The sequence below is a fragment of the Paenibacillus sp. FSL K6-1096 genome, assembly GCF_037977055.1.
Lineage (GTDB): Bacteria > Bacillota > Bacilli > Paenibacillales > Paenibacillaceae > Paenibacillus_AQ.
In genome coordinates this window covers 263629-280781 of sequence record NZ_CP150274.1, presented here as the reverse complement: position 1 = coordinate 280781, position 17153 = coordinate 263629, and the positions used below count along the sequence as shown (strand labels likewise).

The following is a 17153-nucleotide window of genomic DNA, read 5'->3' as shown; positions in this document are numbered from 1 at the left end:
TCCTCCTATTAGCCTTCTTCGCTCATGTTCAGCCGAAGCTTCTGCAGCCCTTGATAGAGCCTTGTTTTCACGGTACTGAGCTTCTCGTCAAGCACTTCGGCAATTTCTTCGATCTTCATATCTTCAAAAAATCGGAGAATAATCAGAATGCGGTATTTTTCCGGCAGCTCATCCAGTGATTTTGCCAAATCCAGGTCGGCATAACGGTCTTGACTGCTTGGCAGCACGATCTCCAGTGTTTCTTCGTCCATGAGTTGGATCTTTTTCTGTTTTCGTATGAAATCTAGGGACGTGGTCACAACGATCCGGAAAAACCAGCTTTTTAGTGAACTCGTATTCTTCAAGCTTTCAATGTACATGAATGCTTTGTGGATGGCATCCTGCACGATGTCGAGGGCATCCTCTTTGTTGCGGACATAGCTGTAAGCCAGTCGATACGCCCTTTCCTGGTTTTCGGTGATGCATTGGATAAGAAGCTTTTCCTGCTTCCGGCCGACTCTCATTTAATCAGACACTCCTTTGGGCCCGCGCGGGTAACCATCAATTGCAATTGTCTTACGGAAGCAAGACGGGCGAGTTGTTCAAAAAGTTTGATTTGCCCACAAGAAATTTCAGCCCCTGTGATTTGATCTGCGATTTGGCGGGCCAATCAAGCCGCGCAACAGATAGAAGACCCCAGCTTCACCGGGGTCCTGAGCTCATTTCTATTCACTTACCTATTTTCGGATAGGTCTTGCGAAATTATACCCGCCGATGCCAACGTTGCTAATATACGCGTTTGTTTGATTCGCTTATTTATCGTGTCGTCTCTCTTTTCAATAAGACCTCTGATGACATTCTGACTTGTGCCCGTTCTTTGATCATCACTGGTGGCTATAACGGTTTCAGCTATGCCGACATCGCTAATGTGGTGGGGATTCGTAAGGCGAGCATCCATCACCATTTTCCAAGTAAGGTCGATCTGGTTCGCACACTGGTTGCGCGATACCGGGAAGAAGCTGAAGCAGGGCTGAATCACATAGAGCTCAATGTATCCGATGCTCTTGAACAGCTTCGGTCCTACATTGGCTATTGGGAGGCCTGCATCGCGGACGCTAGCGCTCCGATATGTGTCTGTGCGCTATTGGCAAGTCAACTGCCCGCCCTGCCCGAAGAGGTTGCGATGGAAGTTCGGGCTCATTTCAGCTACCTGTCCACATGGTTGACATCCGTACTGGATCGCGGATCGAGGCTTGGGCAGCTTCAACTTAGCGATACTCCCCATGCCGAAGCCGAAGCATTCATTGCGACAGTTCACGGAGCTATGCTTTCGACGCGGGCCTACAGCGATCCGAATATGTTCAGCTTCGTAACAGGTCCGCTGCTGGACAGACTCGCACCTCTATCGTGATTGATCCTGAGGATATTGAATGAAAAAGGAGAATCAAAACATGTCACTAGCTCAAGCTTTATCCACAGCAAAACAGGAATTTATAGTGCACACCCCTTTGGAGATTCAAGCGAAGATGTTCCGACAAATCAAGGAGCAACAGGAGTCCGGCATAACTTACGGCCGGCAAGAGGGGCAGAAAGCCAAGGACTTCACGCTCAAAAATGCTTTGGGAGAAACGGTTAACCTTTATGATAAATTGTCCAAAGGACCTGTAGTACTCACTTTCTACCGAGGCGGATGGTGCCCGTTCTGCAACACTCAACTTAAGAGCTATCAGAAGCTTCTTCCGGATATTGTGGCCCTTGGGGGTCAACTGATCGCAATCAGCCCGCAAAGCCCCGACAACACGCTTTCCCAGCAAGAGAAAGAGGGGTTGTCCTTCGAGGTGCTTAGCGACACCAATGGTCTCGTGGCAGCCTTCTATAATATTCTTTACGACGTTCCGGACTACATCCAGAACATTATGGAACAAGCAGGTATGGACCTGGCGGAATACAACGCGATGGACCGTTGGGTTCTGCCGATCCCTTCCACCTTCATGATCGATGAATCCGGTATTATTCGTTCCGCCTATGTCAATCCTGATTTTATGCAGCGGTTCGATCCAGACGATATTCTGCAGGAATTGAGAAAGCTTTAAGGATGATTTGCGTAATACGAGTTAAGTTGAAAAGGTGCTGCACTCTTTACTTAGAGGACAGCACCTTTTCCTTCAGATTGGTACAAAGAAGAATAAGCCGCCATCATTTGTGCTCGTTTATCAAAACTCCAATTGGTCAAAAATCTTAACGAATATTTTCGCAATGTTCTTGGCATCGTCGATACCTCTATGGTGAGTACCTTCAAGCGGCAGTTTAAGCATAGTCAAGGCTCTTTCCATGCCTACTCCCCTCTCCTTGCCAATCATTCTCCCGTGCTGATGCTTTAGACTGATATGGTTATCCGTCCATTCACTAGCGATTTGATGTAGTGCGCAATCCTTCTGCAGCTGGTTTTTATCATAAAACCCCCAGGAGCAGAGGACATGAGGTTCATTGCCTATCCACTCTTGAAATTGACTTATTGCCTGGGGAAAATACATTGCAGCATCCACATCCGCCTGAGAGATGGAGGTAAGCCGCTTACAAAAATCAGAAAGCTGCGGGCTTAATGCAGGCTTGACAAAAATTTGGAACTCACTCACAGTCTTTAGCCTTTCATTGAGCTTTACGGCTCCGATCTCAATAATTTCGTTTTGCCTTTTGCGGTCATTATCCCAACAGGTGGCTTCCAGATCAAAAATGACATAGTTCATACCTGCTCCTATTCTTTAAAAAAATTTGATTTATCGAAAGCTGCTAGATAATTATACACATGAATAAAGAAAAATGGATGGTTGCATGGTTATCCAATGTAATTGGAATCGATAGACCCATCGATCCGGGACTATGTCTTTTGTTATACTTCCAAGTGAGGTTTCAAATACTTCATTTCGTACTTTAATATAAACCCACACAGAGGAGCGCAAAGACATGAACTTTTTCAAAAAACTGTTTGGCGGCAAGGAAATGGGCAAATCGGAAGACGGTACCACCATTTATGGTTATGACGCTTCGGATGAGCAGCAGGTTACGCCTCCCGCCAATATTTTGTACATGGAAGATTTAAACGAACATTTCAATCGGGTCTTCCCGAACCGGGAAACTGGCGTGTTCCATGAACTGATCTCAGACATCGTACATATTGATGTGAATATTATGGAAGCTACACCCGATGAGCCATACCGTGTGCTGTACACCAATGGGATGAGCGATTTGCCGCTGACACTCCCACAGGAGATCCGTGAAGAGTATAAGCATCTGGAACGCGCGGAGCTGATGATGTTTTTACCGGCGGACTGGCCGCTTACGCAGGAGGATTTCGAAGCAGAGGAGAACTACTGGCCCATCCGGATGATGAAGATGCTTGCCCGGTTCCCGCATATGTATCAGACATGGCTTGGCTACGGCCATACGATCCCCAACACGGAGGATTACGAGCCATATGCGGCTAACACGGAGCTGTCCGGCGTGATCCTGTATGCTCTGCCGGAGGAGGTCAGCACCGTCCATGCGAAAGATGGCAATCAGGTTCAGGTCTATTTCCTGGTTCCGCTGTACCGGGAGGAAATGGAGTTCAAGCTGGAGTCCGGTATGGATGAACTGATGGCCAAACTGTTCGAGCTTCCAGAGGATTTCCTCATTCTGAATCCGAATAGACACAACGCGTGTAAATAACTGCCCGGATGAACGGGCTTGCAACAGCTTGAAAAGGCTGAGCCTAAGTCAAGAATATGACTTTGGGCTCAGCCTTTTTAGTTCCTAATATCGCTCATTGATCTGTTCTCCTAACCATGCGCCTTGGCGGACAAGTCTGCGTTGCAGGTCCGTAATGTCGATACTGCGCGTTTCCCGTGTGCCTTTCTCAGTCAGAATTGCCGCAGCCGTACCGGAGGCTTCGCCCATGGCAAAGCAATTCGGCATGACCCGGGTGGAGCCTTGGGCCGCTCTATCGGTTGATATCGCTCTGCCGGCTACGATTACGTTCTGAATACCGACCGGAAGCAAGGCGCGATAAGGAATGCCGTGGGACTCTCCAGGCGATAGACGTACCATCGTCATGCCGCTCGTAGGCTTTGCCATATGAATGTCAATAAAGTAGGCATTGCGGGCAATGTCGTCCGGGAACGAACGGCAGGCCAGAAAATCATCGGCGGTGACGATATAATCGCCGACGATCCGGCGGGTTTCCCGAATGCCGATCTGTTCGCCCGTCAACGTCAGGAAAGCGTTCTCGAATCCGGGAATCGCTTCCCGCAGCCAACCGGTAATGTGTTCAACAAGCGCGCGGCCTTCGATGGCTCCGCGGGTCAGATCATCCGTATTTGAACCATCAATCCCGAATACATGCCCGAAATTGAACCCTGCCGTATGATCGTTTAGCCAGGAAATACCGGCCCAATCTCTGGCGACGCGTAATCGCCCTTCAAGCTTCGCCTTGTTGATCGCATGTTTCAGATCGTGGCCGTGCGTCTCAGCACTTGAGCGAAATTTGTTCCGGTCCAGGTTATTCAGGACGAAGCACATCGTCCCCGGCTGCAGCTCTCCATCATCTCCGCCTTTGGCGAGCTGCCCGCCCGCAAGATAGGTGAGATCCGCATCGCTTGTTGCATCAATGTATATTTTCCCTTTTACCGCCTGAGTTCCGGTCTTGTTGTTAATGATCGCCGCTTCAATGATGCCGTCCTGCCCAAGAACTTGACTGACGAAGGTATGATACAGCACTTTAACGCCAGCCTCCATCATCTTCTCGTCCAATATGCGCTTTAGAATTTCCGCATCAATCGGCACCCAATCCAGCCGATCCTTCCATGCCTCCTGAAACGTCTCCTCCATCCTGCTCTTCATAGCAAGCAGAATTTCCAGCCCAATTCCGCGGATTACCGGCTTGATCTGATCGGTATACGGGCAAAATGCAGGAACCTGAGAGACCGTCGCCATGCCGCCCAGATATCCTCTTTGCTCTATCAGCAATACGGATGCCCCGTTTCTTGCCGCTGCGAGCGCTGCCGCTACTCCTGACGGTCCGCCTCCGGCAACGACAACATCCACTTCCGTGTAGACAGGAATATCGCGCTCGGGTATTTTAACGGTTTGTGCCATATCGGTCATTCTGACCACCTCCACCAGATTTCTTCCATTGCAGCTTTAACTTACATCGAACGCGGTGAGACCGAACGCTCTTGTTTCTTTAATTCACTCGGGGCTACGCCCCAATATTTACGAAATACTCTGGCAAAATAGCTGACATCACGATATCCTGCCGCTTCTGCTGCATCATATACCTTAACTCCGCTGTATAAGAGCTCTTTGGCATGCTCCATACTCCGCTTCAGGAGATATTCCGAAATGGATTTCCCTTCCTCCCGCTTAAAGAGCCGGCTAAGGTAAGAGGGATTGACATATAATCTTTCGGCCAGCGTGTGCAAGGTCAGCTCTTCTTTCCCCAGCATTTCCTCCACGGCCTCGATCATTTGTTTAACGAGCCGATGGCTTGAATGCTTTCGCTCCCGTTCCCGGTATTGGGTAATGCGGCTGGCCACTCTTTTGGACCATTCCACGATTTGCTCTTTGGAGAGCAGGGATTCAAAGGACAGAAACATCGAATAATCCTCTTGCAGCACCTCCTGCATCGACCAGCCCCGCGACTGAATAATACGTGTAAATAAGCTGCTCAAATACAGCAAATGCTCGTATACCTTTTGAGTTGAGACCGCTTGGGAGTATACGTCCTTGAAATAGCAGTCCATCAGCTCAGCAACCGCTGCCGCGTGATCCGTATGAACCGCAATCTCCAGCTGTTTTTCGAACTCAGCGTCATAATGAAACGGCTGCTCCTTGTTGGTTACGTCCAGGTAAGGAACGAACACCTCATTTCCGTAAATGGCCCGCTCCTGCAGCGCACGGCGTGCCTGCCGGTAGGACAGCGATACATGCTCCCACGAGCCTGGGGTCCCGAGTCCGGCGCTGGCGGTAAGCTTCAGACACTCTTTAACAATATTGAAGAGACGGGGAACGTGAACATTGATCCGCTGGATGATATCTGGAACCGGTTCTTCCGGTCTTCCCAAAAAGAGCAGCACGGTTGCTCCGTCCGCATCATTAAAGACCCGGCAGCTTTCATGCTGTAAACATTCAGCCGCTATGCATTCCAGCGAAAACTGCAGCAACGCCTGATCCGAAGAGGTAAACCGTTCTCCTTGCTCGTGAATCGGATCGATTTCACATACGGCTACAGCAAACGAAGTATAGTGGGCAAGCTCCAGATTCAGCTCCTCCATATGCTTCTTGAGCTCCCAGTCCGCATACCGGCCCTGTAACCAGCTTCTATAAAAATCATCCTGGAGCTGAGGCAGGCGATCCTGCCATTTCCGCTCCAGCTCAATCATGCTGTGCTTTTCCAGCAGTTCAGCTCGAATCTCTTCCGCAGCCGCAAGAATAGCATTCAAAATTTCATCGTCTCCGGCCGGCTTCAGCAAGTACTTCATTACGCCAAGCCCCACAGCGGCCTGCGCATACGGGAAATCGTCATGGCCGCTTAAAATCACGAATTTCATGTGTGATTCCTGCTGCAGCACCGTCTTCACCAAGGACAACCCGTCCATCTCCGGCATTTCGATATCGAGCAGCACGATATCCGGCTTCCTGCGCCCGATCATGGACAGCGCTTCCAAGCCGTTCTCGGCAAGCGCCACCACTTCGATGCCATGCTCATTCCACGGTATATTATTGGCCAGGCTATTCAGAATTCGAATTTCATCTTCAACAATCATGAGATTCATGTTCCGGTTCCCCTCTCTCCTCCCGGCAGCGGTCTGCCGGTAAATCGATGATCGCCGCCGTTCCGCTCCCTTCCCCGCTAACGATCTTCAATTCCGCCGTCTCCCCATAGTAAATGGCGATTCGAGCCTGGACATTGAGCAGCGCAAAAAACTCGGAGTTCTTTTCGGGGGGTGTCGTGTAATCCCCAAACCTAATTCTTGCCAGGGCCTGTTGAATCCGCACAAGCCTTGGCCCTGGAATCCCTCTTCCATTATCGGTTACCTGGATGATTAGCCGGTCATTAGACACATCGGTGCGAATGCTTAATGCTCCGCCTTTTTTACGTTTCTCCAAGCCATGCAATATGGCATTCTCAACCAGCGGCTGAAGCAGCAGCTTCAGAATATGCAAATGGTGGCTATCCCCGGAAGCACAGTACTCCACCGTAAACCGCTCGGCAAAACGGATTTGCTGAATTCGAATATAGTATTGAAGGTGCTTGAATGTTTCCTCCACCGTAAACGACTCCTGCCCTTTGCTCAAGCTTAGCCTGAAGAAGTTCGACAAGTTGAGCACCATCGTACTGATCTCTTCCGCTTCATAATTTTTGGCCGTCCAATAAATCGAATCCAGCGTGTTGTACAAGAAGTGGGGATTAATCTGAGCCTGCAGAAATTTGAGCTCCGTCTTGGTCATTCTGAGCTGTTGCTCATAGATATCCTTGATCAGATGACGCTGCTGGCTCGCCGTTTCGTTGAAAGCCTCCGTTAAATACCCCAACTCGTCCTGCCGCCCGTTCTCCAGCCTGATATTCAGATTACCTTTACGCAGCTGCCGCATGCCGGACACCAGTCTTGATATCGGAGAGGCAATTCCGCTGTAGATAAACCAGGCAATCCAGACGGCAAGCACGACACTGAGTGCAATAATGCAGTACGCAAAAATTTGCAGCGGCCTCGACTTATTGTAAATCTCACGCTCGGGCTGGATCAGCAGCAGCGACCATCCGCTTCGGGGAGAAGTCACCCGCAGAATCAAATGCTTCTCATCCGTTTCCGGGGTCTCCCGGACCAAAACACTGCCTGGCTGGACGTCCTTCCATTCAAAAGACAACGTTTCTGAAGACGCATTCGTTACGATCAACCGCTCCCGGGCATCAAACAGATAGACCTTGGAGCTGCTGTTCGCCAGCAAATGGGACAACGAGCGGAGCAGCTGATTCTTCGAAATGGACAGCATGAGGACATTTTCGCCTTGTTCGCCGCGATAGAAATCCATAAGTCTCATCATAATAAGCTGATTCCGGTTATAGATGGGATCCGGGAGTCCGGACAAATTCTCTTCATGGCGTTCTGATAAGTAGTATATGCTTGCGCCATTTGCCTTCACAGCCTTATCGTACCATGGCTCAGAGCCTTGGGATTCACGGTGCAGCAGCCCGAGCTTGGTTGTGACCAGCGAGTTGGAAGGACGATGATAAATCATGGTGTCGCTTAAATATTCATTGACCATGGTTATATTCGTAATCTCTTTCATGACACGAGTGAAGTCCATAATCGCCCCGGAGGTCAGGGTCTTCTCCTGATGAGACAGCAGGGCGGATAGATTGGTATCGGTGGCGATTAGGGTGGACAGATTATGGATGCTCTTAATTGTCAAGTCAACAAACTCCACTGCGGAGCTCATGGCACTGAGCGTGCGCTCGCCAAGCTCCTGCTCCAGAATCCGCTGAGACTTTACATTGGCAAACATACTGAACGCCACCAGCGGCAGCAGGATGAGCAGAAAATAACAGGTAAGCCTAAACTGAATCGACTGCTTCAAGACATTGCGGAATTGCGTCAGCCACTTCATACGATTCCCCCACGATTCTGCATGCCTTCATTATAGCTTAGACCCCGTTATCCGTCCTGTTCATTGCCCGTTGACTTCCTTCGTCATTTCCTCGCCGCCGTTTTTCTTCCAGTCTTCAACAAATTGATCAAAGCTGTCTACCGGCTGCTGGCCTATGATGATTTTCGTGAATGCTTCGACCTCCATTTTGGACAGCTTCGGCCCGTATTTACCCATTCCAGGCGTCGGTACGCCCAGATATTGATTACGGATGGCAACCTCGTTAACCTTGTCGACAATCTCATTCAGCTTAAACTCCATCCCGAGCGAGTCCAGACGTTCTCTGGATACTTCAGAATTGAACGGCACAATCGCTTCGCCGAGCGTTAGCCGGTAAATATGCTTGTTGTGCTCATCAAAGTTCGTAACCACCTTCCCGTCCTCCATATTCCATACCTCGCCCTCAAATCCGAGCATGAGTGTGCGGTATCCGTCTCCGATCATGAAATCCATCATCTTAATGACAGCCTCCGGATGTTTGCTCGTAACCGGAATCACATTAAACCCGGCAACATAGCTGTTGCCCCAGGTTCCCTGCTTCCCGTCAGGTCCGGTTGGATATTCGAGGGTAATCCACTCTGCATTGGGATCATTCTTCTGGTTGGTCAGGATCGGGCCGCGGGTATCATACCAGTTCCCGGAGAACAGGCCCACTTTGCCGCTGGCGACTTTCTCGTCAACATTAGCCATCTTATTTAAAGCCCACTCGGGATCAATCAGCTTTTCCTTATAGAGATCTGCAAGATAGCTTAGTGCTTCCTTCATTTCCGGCAGTGTGCTGGAATTCACCAATTGCCCGTCCCGTTCAGTCCATTGGCCCCGCTGGATTCCCCATGCCCCGATAAACGGAGCTACTCTGCCGAGGTTTTCCTGCAGGATCAGGCCAAACGTATCGTCTTTGCCGTTTCCGTCCGGATCATCCTGTGCAAAAGCACGAATCACCTCTTTGTATTCTTCCAGCGTTACCGGCGGCTTGAGCCCCAGACGGTCCAGCCAATCCTTGCGTGCAAACATGATTTCATTGCCCGGGATCGGGTTCAGGCTGGGAATCGCATAGATCTTTCCGTCCACAGTGACGACCTTCCAGGCTTCCTCCGGGATACTTTTCTTCAGATTCGGTCCGTATTCGTCGATTAGATCATTCAGAGGGGTAAGGGCCTTCTGCCGGACATAGCTTTCGAACCAATTGGCATCATAGGACAGGAGCATATCCGGCAGATCATCGGAGGCCATAATCACGTTCAGGGCATCCCCGTAACCGTCCGCAGGAGGCGTGATCAGCTTGATGTCCAGTCCCGTGTTCTCGCGGATGTAATCAATATAAGGATTATTGTTCTCGTCCATCCCCGGCGGGAACTTCCGTCCGGCATTGCTTAATACGATATCAATGGCCTGGCGTTGTTCCTTCCCTTCGCCTCCTGCTTCCTTCGTACCGGATGAACACGCGGACACCAGCAGCATGGAGGTCACCGCCAGAATGGATACGCATCTTTTTACCAAGATTGAGACTTTCATATGACAATCCCCTCTCTTTTTTCATGTTACATACAGTTCTAGCCTTTTACGGATCCAAGCGTAATCCCTTTGACAAAATGCTTCTGCAGAAACGGGTACACGAGCAGGATTGGAACTGTGCTGGCAATCAGCGCCGCAGCCTTCAAGGACTCCAAGGCCAGCAGGGTGCTGTCGATATTGGCGGCGTACCCGTTGTTATTGCTGATGTTCGATTGATTGAACATGATCAGCTCACGCAGATACACCTGCAGCGGGAAGAGATTCCGGTCCGTCACATACAGGACGGTGTCAAAGAAGGCATTCCAATGTCCGACCGCATGGAACAAGGTAATCGTTGCAATGACCGGCATGGATAACGGAACGACGATCCGGACGAGCGTTCCGATATTGGAGGAGCCGTCAATCTTGGCGGATTCCTCCAGTTCGGGCGGCACGCCTTGAAAGAAATTTTTCATAATAATAACATTGAACGCACTAACCGCTCCAGGAATGATATAGACCCAGAAGGAATTCAGCAGCCCGGTCGCTTTCACGACCAGAAAGGTTGGAATCATGCCCCCGTTAAACAGCATCGTGAACACAATCAGGAACATGATGGCGGATCGTCCTTTAATATAAACCTTGGACAGCGGATAGGCCAGCATACAAGTGATCACCACATTCACCAGCGTGCCGATGGCCGTGCGCAGCAAACTGACCTTGAAGGCATTCACAAAGGCGTGCTCGCGCAGTACCTTCATATACGCCTCAAAACTGAAATCCACCGGCCATAATGTCACCCTGCCCGATGTTATCGCCTGATGACTGCTGAAAGACTGGGCCACGATATGCAGGAATGGCAAAAGCGCAAGCAAAGCAATGAAACCCAGGATCAGGTAATTAAGCCTCGATGCCAGACGTTCTCCCCTAGTAAGCCTCATAGATTCACCCCCTCTACCATAAGCTGTTCTGGCCAAGCTTTCTGGCGGCTTTGTTGGCGAGGACGACTAATATCAGACTGATAACCGATTTGAACAACCCGACAGCGGTTGTAAAGCTGAATTGACCCTGCGTGATTCCGGTCCGGTAGACATAAGTCTCGATCACATCGGCCACATTGTATACCAGCGGATTGTAGAGCACAAAGATCTGCTCGAAGCCGACATCCAGAACGCTCCCCAGGCGCAGTACGAACAGGATCACGATGGTCCCGAGCAATGATGGCAGGGTAACGTGGAGCAGCTGCTTCCATTTGCCCGCGCCGTCTACGACAGCGGCCTCGTAGATCTGCGGATCGATCGATGCCAGCGCAGCCAGATAGATGATGGCCCCCCATCCCGCTTCTTTCCAGATGTCGCTGACCACCAGCACCGTTCTGAACCATTCCTGACTGCCCAGGAAGAAGATCGGCTCCAGACCGAGCATGCCCAGAAACTGATTGACGATCCCCGTTGCCGGGGACAGCACGTTGATCAGAATGCCTCCGATGATGACCCAGGACAGAAAATGCGGTAAATAGACAAGCGTCTGGACCCCGCGCTTATACAGCATGTGCCGGACTTCATTCAGCATTAAGGCCAGGATGATCGGACCCGGAAATCCCCAGATCAGCTTGTATAAGCTGATCAGCAGCGTATTTTTGAATACTGTGTAAAACTCGCTGTCCATAAACATATTTTTAAAATGCGCAAGTCCCACCCATTCGCTGCCGCGGATGCCGGCAAAGGCGCTAAAATCCTGAAAGGCAACGATGATGCCCCCCATCGGCACATACTTAAAAATGATAAAATACGCGAGTCCCGGCAGCATAATCAGGTATAAGTCCCAATACTTTTTCAGGGCCTGAAACCGCTCCCATTTTACCGTACGAAGGGGATGGTTCTCGGGCTGCCGATCCGCCGCTGCCAAATCTGAATCCATAGGCTACCTCCTTTACCCTTAGTCATAATGTCTTATCCGTTGTGACATTCTCATTGTACCTGCCGTCCGGCATTGGCTTTAAGGGCATTTGCATGACCTTTTAGGTGAATTTCTTGACCACTTGGCCGGGAACGACAAAAAAAGCAGCCGGACTATTCACCGGCTGCCAAGTTGTGTTTATTCAACTAACGTTTCCAATTGGTTCAGTCATATGCTTCCACAGGCTCAACGCCCTGCGAAGCGGCCATATTCGCAATTGCACGGTACAGATTCGGCGGATATTCGGCGATCCGGTGGCATAAGTACAAGTACCACTCCTGGCCATAGGTCAGATAGATCTGAACCGGATAACCGGCTGATTTCAGCCTGCTGCCCAGCTCCGGGCGGATGCCGTACAGCATCTCCAGCCTCGCGCCACCTGCCGTCAATAGACCCCGCTGTATCGCTTCCTCTATGATAAATTCATCATGCGTAGCCACTGAAACCCGGTGTCCGTCTCCAAGCGCCTGTTCCACTAGCTGCAAATATCGCTCATTCAGCGATTCGGATCGGGATATCGCGACTTCACCCGGCTCCTGGTAGGCGCCTTTCACGATTCGTATCCGGCCTGGCGAAGCGGACAGCGCGGCCAAATCATCCGGCGTCCGATGTAAATGCGCCTGCAGTGTAATGCCGATATTCGGATACCTGGACGCGGCCCGCTTGTATACCTCAAGGATCTGCTCTGTCTTAGCGGACTCTTCCATGCTGATGAACAGCTCCAGTTCTGTTCCCAGCGCCCGTTCCGCTAATTTGGCTAAGTTCGTATAAGCGAGCTCGGGTTCCAGCATGAGTCCGATATGGGACAAATCGAAGGATACGCGGGCGGGTGCCCCCTGTTCACCAAGATCATCGATTAGCGCTGTGAATTCCAGAGCAGCCGCCTCGCATTCTTCGGCATTTACCGTATTCTCGCCAATGTACTCTAGCGAAACGGCATAACCTTTGGCTGTAAGCCTCTGTCCCGCTTCAAGCCCGTCATTGCGGGATTCGCCTGTTACATACTGTGAAGCAGCCTTTTTCAGTAGGCCGTACAGCAATGGCGATTCCTCCACATAAGCCTTGATATCCATCCGTCTGGCGACCGACTTTAATGCGTCTGCAGCTTGCTGTTCCCAGTCTTTGTTATCATGCATATTACGATTCCCCCTTTAACAAGTAGTTCAAGTGTACTTGCGCAGAGGGATGTAATCTTGTAAAAAATTGCTCTTCTAAATCGACATCGCATATTGCCGGGGCGTTGTCCCTACAATTTTCGAGAAAGCCTTGGTAAAATGGCTTTGGTCATAATAACCGGTCTCCGCCGCGATATCAACGATCGGACGCTGCTTCGCGAGCTGGATTTTGGCATGATTGATGCGCAGCAGGTTTTGATAGGCATGAGGGGGCAGATGGCTCCCTTTCTTGAAGAGCCGGATCAGATGAAAGCGGCTGATTCCGGCTTCCTGTTCCAATTGCTCAAGCGTGACCTGCCCGGTAAAATTCGCCTGTAAGTAGTCTTTGATCCGCTTCACATATTTGTGCTCCTGAACACCTGGTGAGCTTGCGTGCCCCAGGTCATCCTCATTAGGAGCTACCAAAGCTTGAACCAGTTCAATGAGAGCCGTCTCGGTTTCAAGCGGAGTACCGCCGGCTGCGAGCATGCCCACCGTGTGATTGAATCGTTTGCGGCACGCTTCATTCTTGCCTCCGCCCAGCAAGAACGGGATGTGCAGCCGGTTAAGCTCCCCCGGTTCAAGCTTGTGCAGCCAGTCGGGGCGGACAAACAACATCTTATACCGCCATTCCACGTCCGGCTCCGGATGGCAGGCATGCAGCATCATCGGCGGAAAACTGATCATTTTCCCCGCTTCCACCTGAATCTGTTCGCCGTCGCACCAGGCGTTCGTGTGGCCTGCATCTATGAGCCCGACCGAATATTCTTCGTGAAAATGCCTATGGTAGGCCAGGTCATCCGCTGTACAGTACTTCCCCTCAAGAAAGGGCAGCGCTGCATCCCGGTAAAACGTAACGTCAGGCATGCTTACATCCCTCCCTCCTGATCGCTCTGACCGATGTTCTAGTCTATATGATACTGTGGGCAGGCTCCGGCGGCAATATTATAAAATATCAGTCACTGCACCTTTAGATGCAGAGGAAACTAATTTTGCATACTTGGCCAGCACGCCTGATTTTACTTTTAGCGGAGGCTGTACCCATGCTTGAGCCCTGGCAGCCAGTTCCTCTTCTGTCACATCAAACATAATCTGCTGCGTTTCGCTGTCGATGGTGATCATGTCTCCGTTTCTCAGCAACGCAATCGGTCCGCCTACCTGCGCTTCAGGTGATACATGGCCGACTACGAATCCATGCGAGCCTCCTGAGAACCTTCCATCCGTAATTAGGGCAACTTCCCCGCCAAGACCCTTACCTACAATTAACGCGGTAACAGACAGCATCTCCGGCATGCCTGGGCCGCCCTTGGGGCCACAATAACGGATAACCAATACATCTCCTTTTTGGATCTCATTCCTCAAAATGGCTTCCGTTGCGGCCTCCTCACTGTCATACACCTTTGTTGGTCCGGCAAACCGAAGCTTCTTCATGCCTGACATTTTGGCTACGGCGCCTTCAGGGGCCAGGTTACCTCTAAGCACAACTAATGGTCCGTTAGGCTTCAGCGGCTTCTTCAATGGACGAATAATCTCCTGATCGTTGCTCAGCGGTGCCGCTTCCGCCAGATTCTCCGCCAGCGTCTTACCTGTGACTGTCAGGCAATCACCGTGAAGAAGCCCCTCAGCAAGCAATAATTTCATCACGCCGGGAATACCGCCAATTTCGTTTAAATCCTGCATTACAAATTGGCCGCTTGGCTTCAGATCTGCCAGATGGGGAACACGCAGGCGTATCCGCTCAAAATCATCCAAGGTTAAATCTACGCCTACTGAATGCGCAATCGCAAGCAAATGCAGGAACGCATTGGTTGAACCTCCCAAAGCCATAACAACTGTAATTGCGTTTTCAAACGCCTTTTTCGTCATGATGTCTTTCGGATAGATCTCCTGTTCCAGCAGCGCTATGACCTGTCTGCCCGCCGCAGCACATTCTGCCGCTTTATCAGGCGAAACGGCTGGCGTAGAGGACGAACCGGGAAGGCTCATGCCCATTGCTTCCGCCGCAGCGGCCATTGTGTTGGCGGTGTACATGCCGCCGCAAGAGCCCGGACCCGGGCAGACGCTACACTCTACCTTATGAAGCTGTTCATCTGTTATTTTGCCCTCGTGATATTGACCAACCGCTTCGAAGGCCGTTACAATATCGACGTCTTTACCGTCAAGCTTTCCGGGCAGAATCGTTCCGCCGTATACGTACACGGAAGGGATATTCAGCCGCCCAATCGCCATCAGACAGGCAGGCGTGTTTTTGTCGCAGCCACCGATGGCCACCAGGCCGTCAAAGCGCTCAGCTCCTGTTACAATCTCAATAGAATCCGCAATGGCTTCCCTGCTTGGCAGTGAGAACAGCATGCCTCCATGCCCCATTGAAATACCGTCTGAGACTGTAATCGTATTGAAAATCAGCGGAGCCCCACCATGGTTACGCACCCCTTGCTTGGCTTGAACCGCCAATTCATTGATATGCATATTGCATGGGGTTACCTCACTCCAGGTGCTGGCTACGCCAATCATCGGCTTTTTGAAATCCTCATCTGTAAAACCAACAGCGCGCAGCATCGCTCTGTTCGGTACCCGGTTGACACCCTCGCTAATGACCTTGCTGCGAATACGCAGATCTTTCCCGTTTGCCATTTGTCCCCGCTCCTGTCTGTTTTAAAGTAATTCGTGCAGCTCCTGCATCGGACGGATGAAATTTTGCTTCATCATTGCCTGAGCGCCGTCACCATCATTCTTCTCGAAAGCTGCAATAATTAAATCATGCTCATCGACTGAAGCTTGTGTTGCATTAATCGGCTGCTTCAAGAACACGTATTTAAAGCGCCGGATATGAATCTGAAGGGATGCGCTGAATGAAGCGGCATAAGGATTATCAGAAAGCTCCATAATCAGATTGTGGAACTGTTCATCTGCCTCCATGGCCTGGTAAGCTTGACCGCTATTAATGGCACTTGCAAATTCCAGATTAATCGCTCTCAGCTGCTCGATTTGTTCCGGAACAATCACTTTTGCGGTAACTTCAGCTGCCAGAGCCTGAAGAGCCGCCATCGTTGAATACAGCTTGAAGATGTCATCCTTCTCAATTTCCTTTACCTTGGTTTCTTTACCGGGATGAGTAGCTACGAGCCCTTGTACTTCGAGTAGCTGAAAGGCTTCCCGAATCGGTGTGCGGCTTACGCCAAGCGACTCAGCCAATTCGGCGTCAATTAGTTTCTCCCCGGGCTGCAGCGTACCATCGATAATCCATCGTTGAATTTGGGAGAAGGCTCTTTCTTTGGCAGACATCCGTGCAGGCGAAACAAAATTTTTAGGCACTGGCATAGTTATGATCCTCACTTCTAAATTATCTTATATGCAATATATCGCATACATATATTTAAAGCAAGAGTTATAATTCGATCCTGCTCAAATGCAAACAAAAAAAGCTGGCTTATACGCCAGCTTCTAGTTCCTCATATCGTAGTCTTTCTCTTGTTCTTTCAGGCCTCGCACCTGATATCCTCTTCCCAGGAACGGTAATAATCAATTTTACCCCGCAGAATATCCAAGGTTTGCTGAATCGTCTGCACCTGCTCGATTAATTTCCGCTCATGCTCTTCCAGAAGCTTTCTGCGCTCGGGAATCCCTTCATTGCCAAGCCGCATCATATCAGCGAACTGTTGCATAAGTGCGATCGGCATTCCTGTAGTCTTAAGTTTTGCGAGTAATATGATCCATTCAAAATCATGCTCCCGGTATACCCGATGACCATTCTCGGCACGAGGTATGGGGTCCATCAGACCGATCCTTTCATAATAACGAAGGGTGTGAACGCTTAACCCCGTCATTTCAGCTGCCTGCTGGATGGTCAACTCTTTACCGGTCATAACAAGTCCGCTCCTT

The 17153-nt window shown here is 50.4% G+C and carries 16 protein-coding genes; 3 read left to right on the top strand and 13 right to left on the bottom strand.

Annotated features, from left to right (window positions below; genetic code table 11):
- Window positions 1-8: 8 nt before the first annotated feature.
- The gene (locus MHI24_RS01150) at window positions 9-503 is read right to left on the bottom strand and encodes an RNA polymerase sigma factor (RefSeq protein WP_340023730.1); all 495 of its coding nucleotides are present in this window, start codon (window positions 501-503) and stop codon (window positions 9-11) included.
- A gap of 353 nt (window positions 504-856) precedes the next feature.
- Between MHI24_RS01150 and MHI24_RS01145 the strand changes: the two genes are divergently transcribed.
- Both MHI24_RS01145 and MHI24_RS01140 read left to right on the top strand, forming a co-directional pair.
- Window positions 857-1390 (top strand): TetR/AcrR family transcriptional regulator, encoded by a 534-nt coding sequence (locus MHI24_RS01145; RefSeq protein WP_340023729.1) that lies wholly within the window; start codon window positions 857-859, stop codon window positions 1388-1390.
- A gap of 40 nt (window positions 1391-1430) precedes the next feature.
- Window positions 1431-2072, top strand: a complete 642-nt coding sequence (locus MHI24_RS01140) for a peroxiredoxin-like family protein (protein WP_340023728.1) — start codon at window positions 1431-1433, stop codon at window positions 2070-2072.
- Window positions 2073-2192: 120 nt separating this feature from the next.
- Here MHI24_RS01140 and MHI24_RS01135 read toward each other — a convergent pair whose 3' ends face one another.
- On the bottom strand, window positions 2193-2726 hold the full coding sequence (locus MHI24_RS01135; RefSeq protein ID WP_340023727.1) for a 3'-5' exonuclease: 534 nt from the start codon (window positions 2724-2726) through the stop codon (window positions 2193-2195).
- A 217-nt stretch (window positions 2727-2943) separates the two neighbouring features.
- Between MHI24_RS01135 and MHI24_RS01130 the strand changes: the two genes are divergently transcribed.
- Complete coding sequence (locus MHI24_RS01130; RefSeq protein ID WP_340023726.1) at window positions 2944-3687, top strand: suppressor of fused domain protein; 744 nt, start codon at window positions 2944-2946, stop codon at window positions 3685-3687.
- Between the two features lie 84 nt (window positions 3688-3771).
- On the opposite strand, the gene MHI24_RS01125 is transcribed toward MHI24_RS01130, so the two are convergent.
- The 11 genes from MHI24_RS01125 to MHI24_RS01075 form a co-directional block, all read right to left on the bottom strand.
- Window positions 3772-5121 (bottom strand): FAD-dependent oxidoreductase, encoded by a 1350-nt coding sequence (locus MHI24_RS01125; protein WP_340023725.1) that lies wholly within the window; start codon window positions 5119-5121, stop codon window positions 3772-3774.
- A gap of 41 nt (window positions 5122-5162) precedes the next feature.
- Complete coding sequence (locus tag MHI24_RS01120) at window positions 5163-6791, bottom strand: response regulator (protein WP_340023724.1); 1629 nt, start codon at window positions 6789-6791, stop codon at window positions 5163-5165.
- Entirely contained in the window at window positions 6772-8625 is a 1854-nt protein-coding gene (locus MHI24_RS01115; RefSeq protein WP_340023723.1) for a sensor histidine kinase, read from the bottom strand. Before MHI24_RS01115 ends, MHI24_RS01120 begins: the two co-directional genes overlap by 20 nt.
- A gap of 60 nt (window positions 8626-8685) precedes the next feature.
- Window positions 8686-10179, bottom strand: coding sequence for an extracellular solute-binding protein (locus MHI24_RS01110; protein ID WP_340023722.1), 1494 nt, complete (start codon window positions 10177-10179; stop codon window positions 8686-8688).
- Between the two features lie 38 nt (window positions 10180-10217).
- Window positions 10218-11099, bottom strand: coding sequence for a carbohydrate ABC transporter permease (locus tag MHI24_RS01105; RefSeq protein WP_340023721.1), 882 nt, complete (start codon window positions 11097-11099; stop codon window positions 10218-10220).
- Between the two features lie 13 nt (window positions 11100-11112).
- A complete protein-coding gene (locus MHI24_RS01100; RefSeq protein ID WP_340026861.1) occupies window positions 11113-11967 on the bottom strand; it encodes an ABC transporter permease subunit in 855 nt (284 codons plus the stop codon).
- A gap of 314 nt (window positions 11968-12281) precedes the next feature.
- Window positions 12282-13253 (bottom strand): proline dehydrogenase family protein, encoded by a 972-nt coding sequence (locus MHI24_RS01095; RefSeq protein WP_340023720.1) that lies wholly within the window; start codon window positions 13251-13253, stop codon window positions 12282-12284.
- Between the two features lie 75 nt (window positions 13254-13328).
- A complete protein-coding gene (locus MHI24_RS01090) occupies window positions 13329-14138 on the bottom strand; it encodes an AraC family transcriptional regulator (protein ID WP_340023719.1) in 810 nt (269 codons plus the stop codon).
- 78 nt (window positions 14139-14216) lie between these two features.
- On the bottom strand, window positions 14217-15905 hold the full coding sequence (gene ilvD, locus MHI24_RS01085) for a dihydroxy-acid dehydratase (RefSeq protein ID WP_340023718.1): 1689 nt from the start codon (window positions 15903-15905) through the stop codon (window positions 14217-14219).
- 21 nt (window positions 15906-15926) lie between these two features.
- Entirely contained in the window at window positions 15927-16592 is a 666-nt protein-coding gene (locus MHI24_RS01080; protein ID WP_340023717.1) for a GntR family transcriptional regulator, read from the bottom strand.
- 158 nt (window positions 16593-16750) lie between these two features.
- Window positions 16751-17137 carry a MerR family transcriptional regulator gene (locus MHI24_RS01075; RefSeq protein ID WP_340023716.1) on the bottom strand — a complete coding sequence of 129 codons (387 nt, stop codon included), beginning with the start codon at window positions 17135-17137 and terminating at the stop codon, window positions 16751-16753.
- Window positions 17138-17153: the final 16 nt, after the last annotated feature.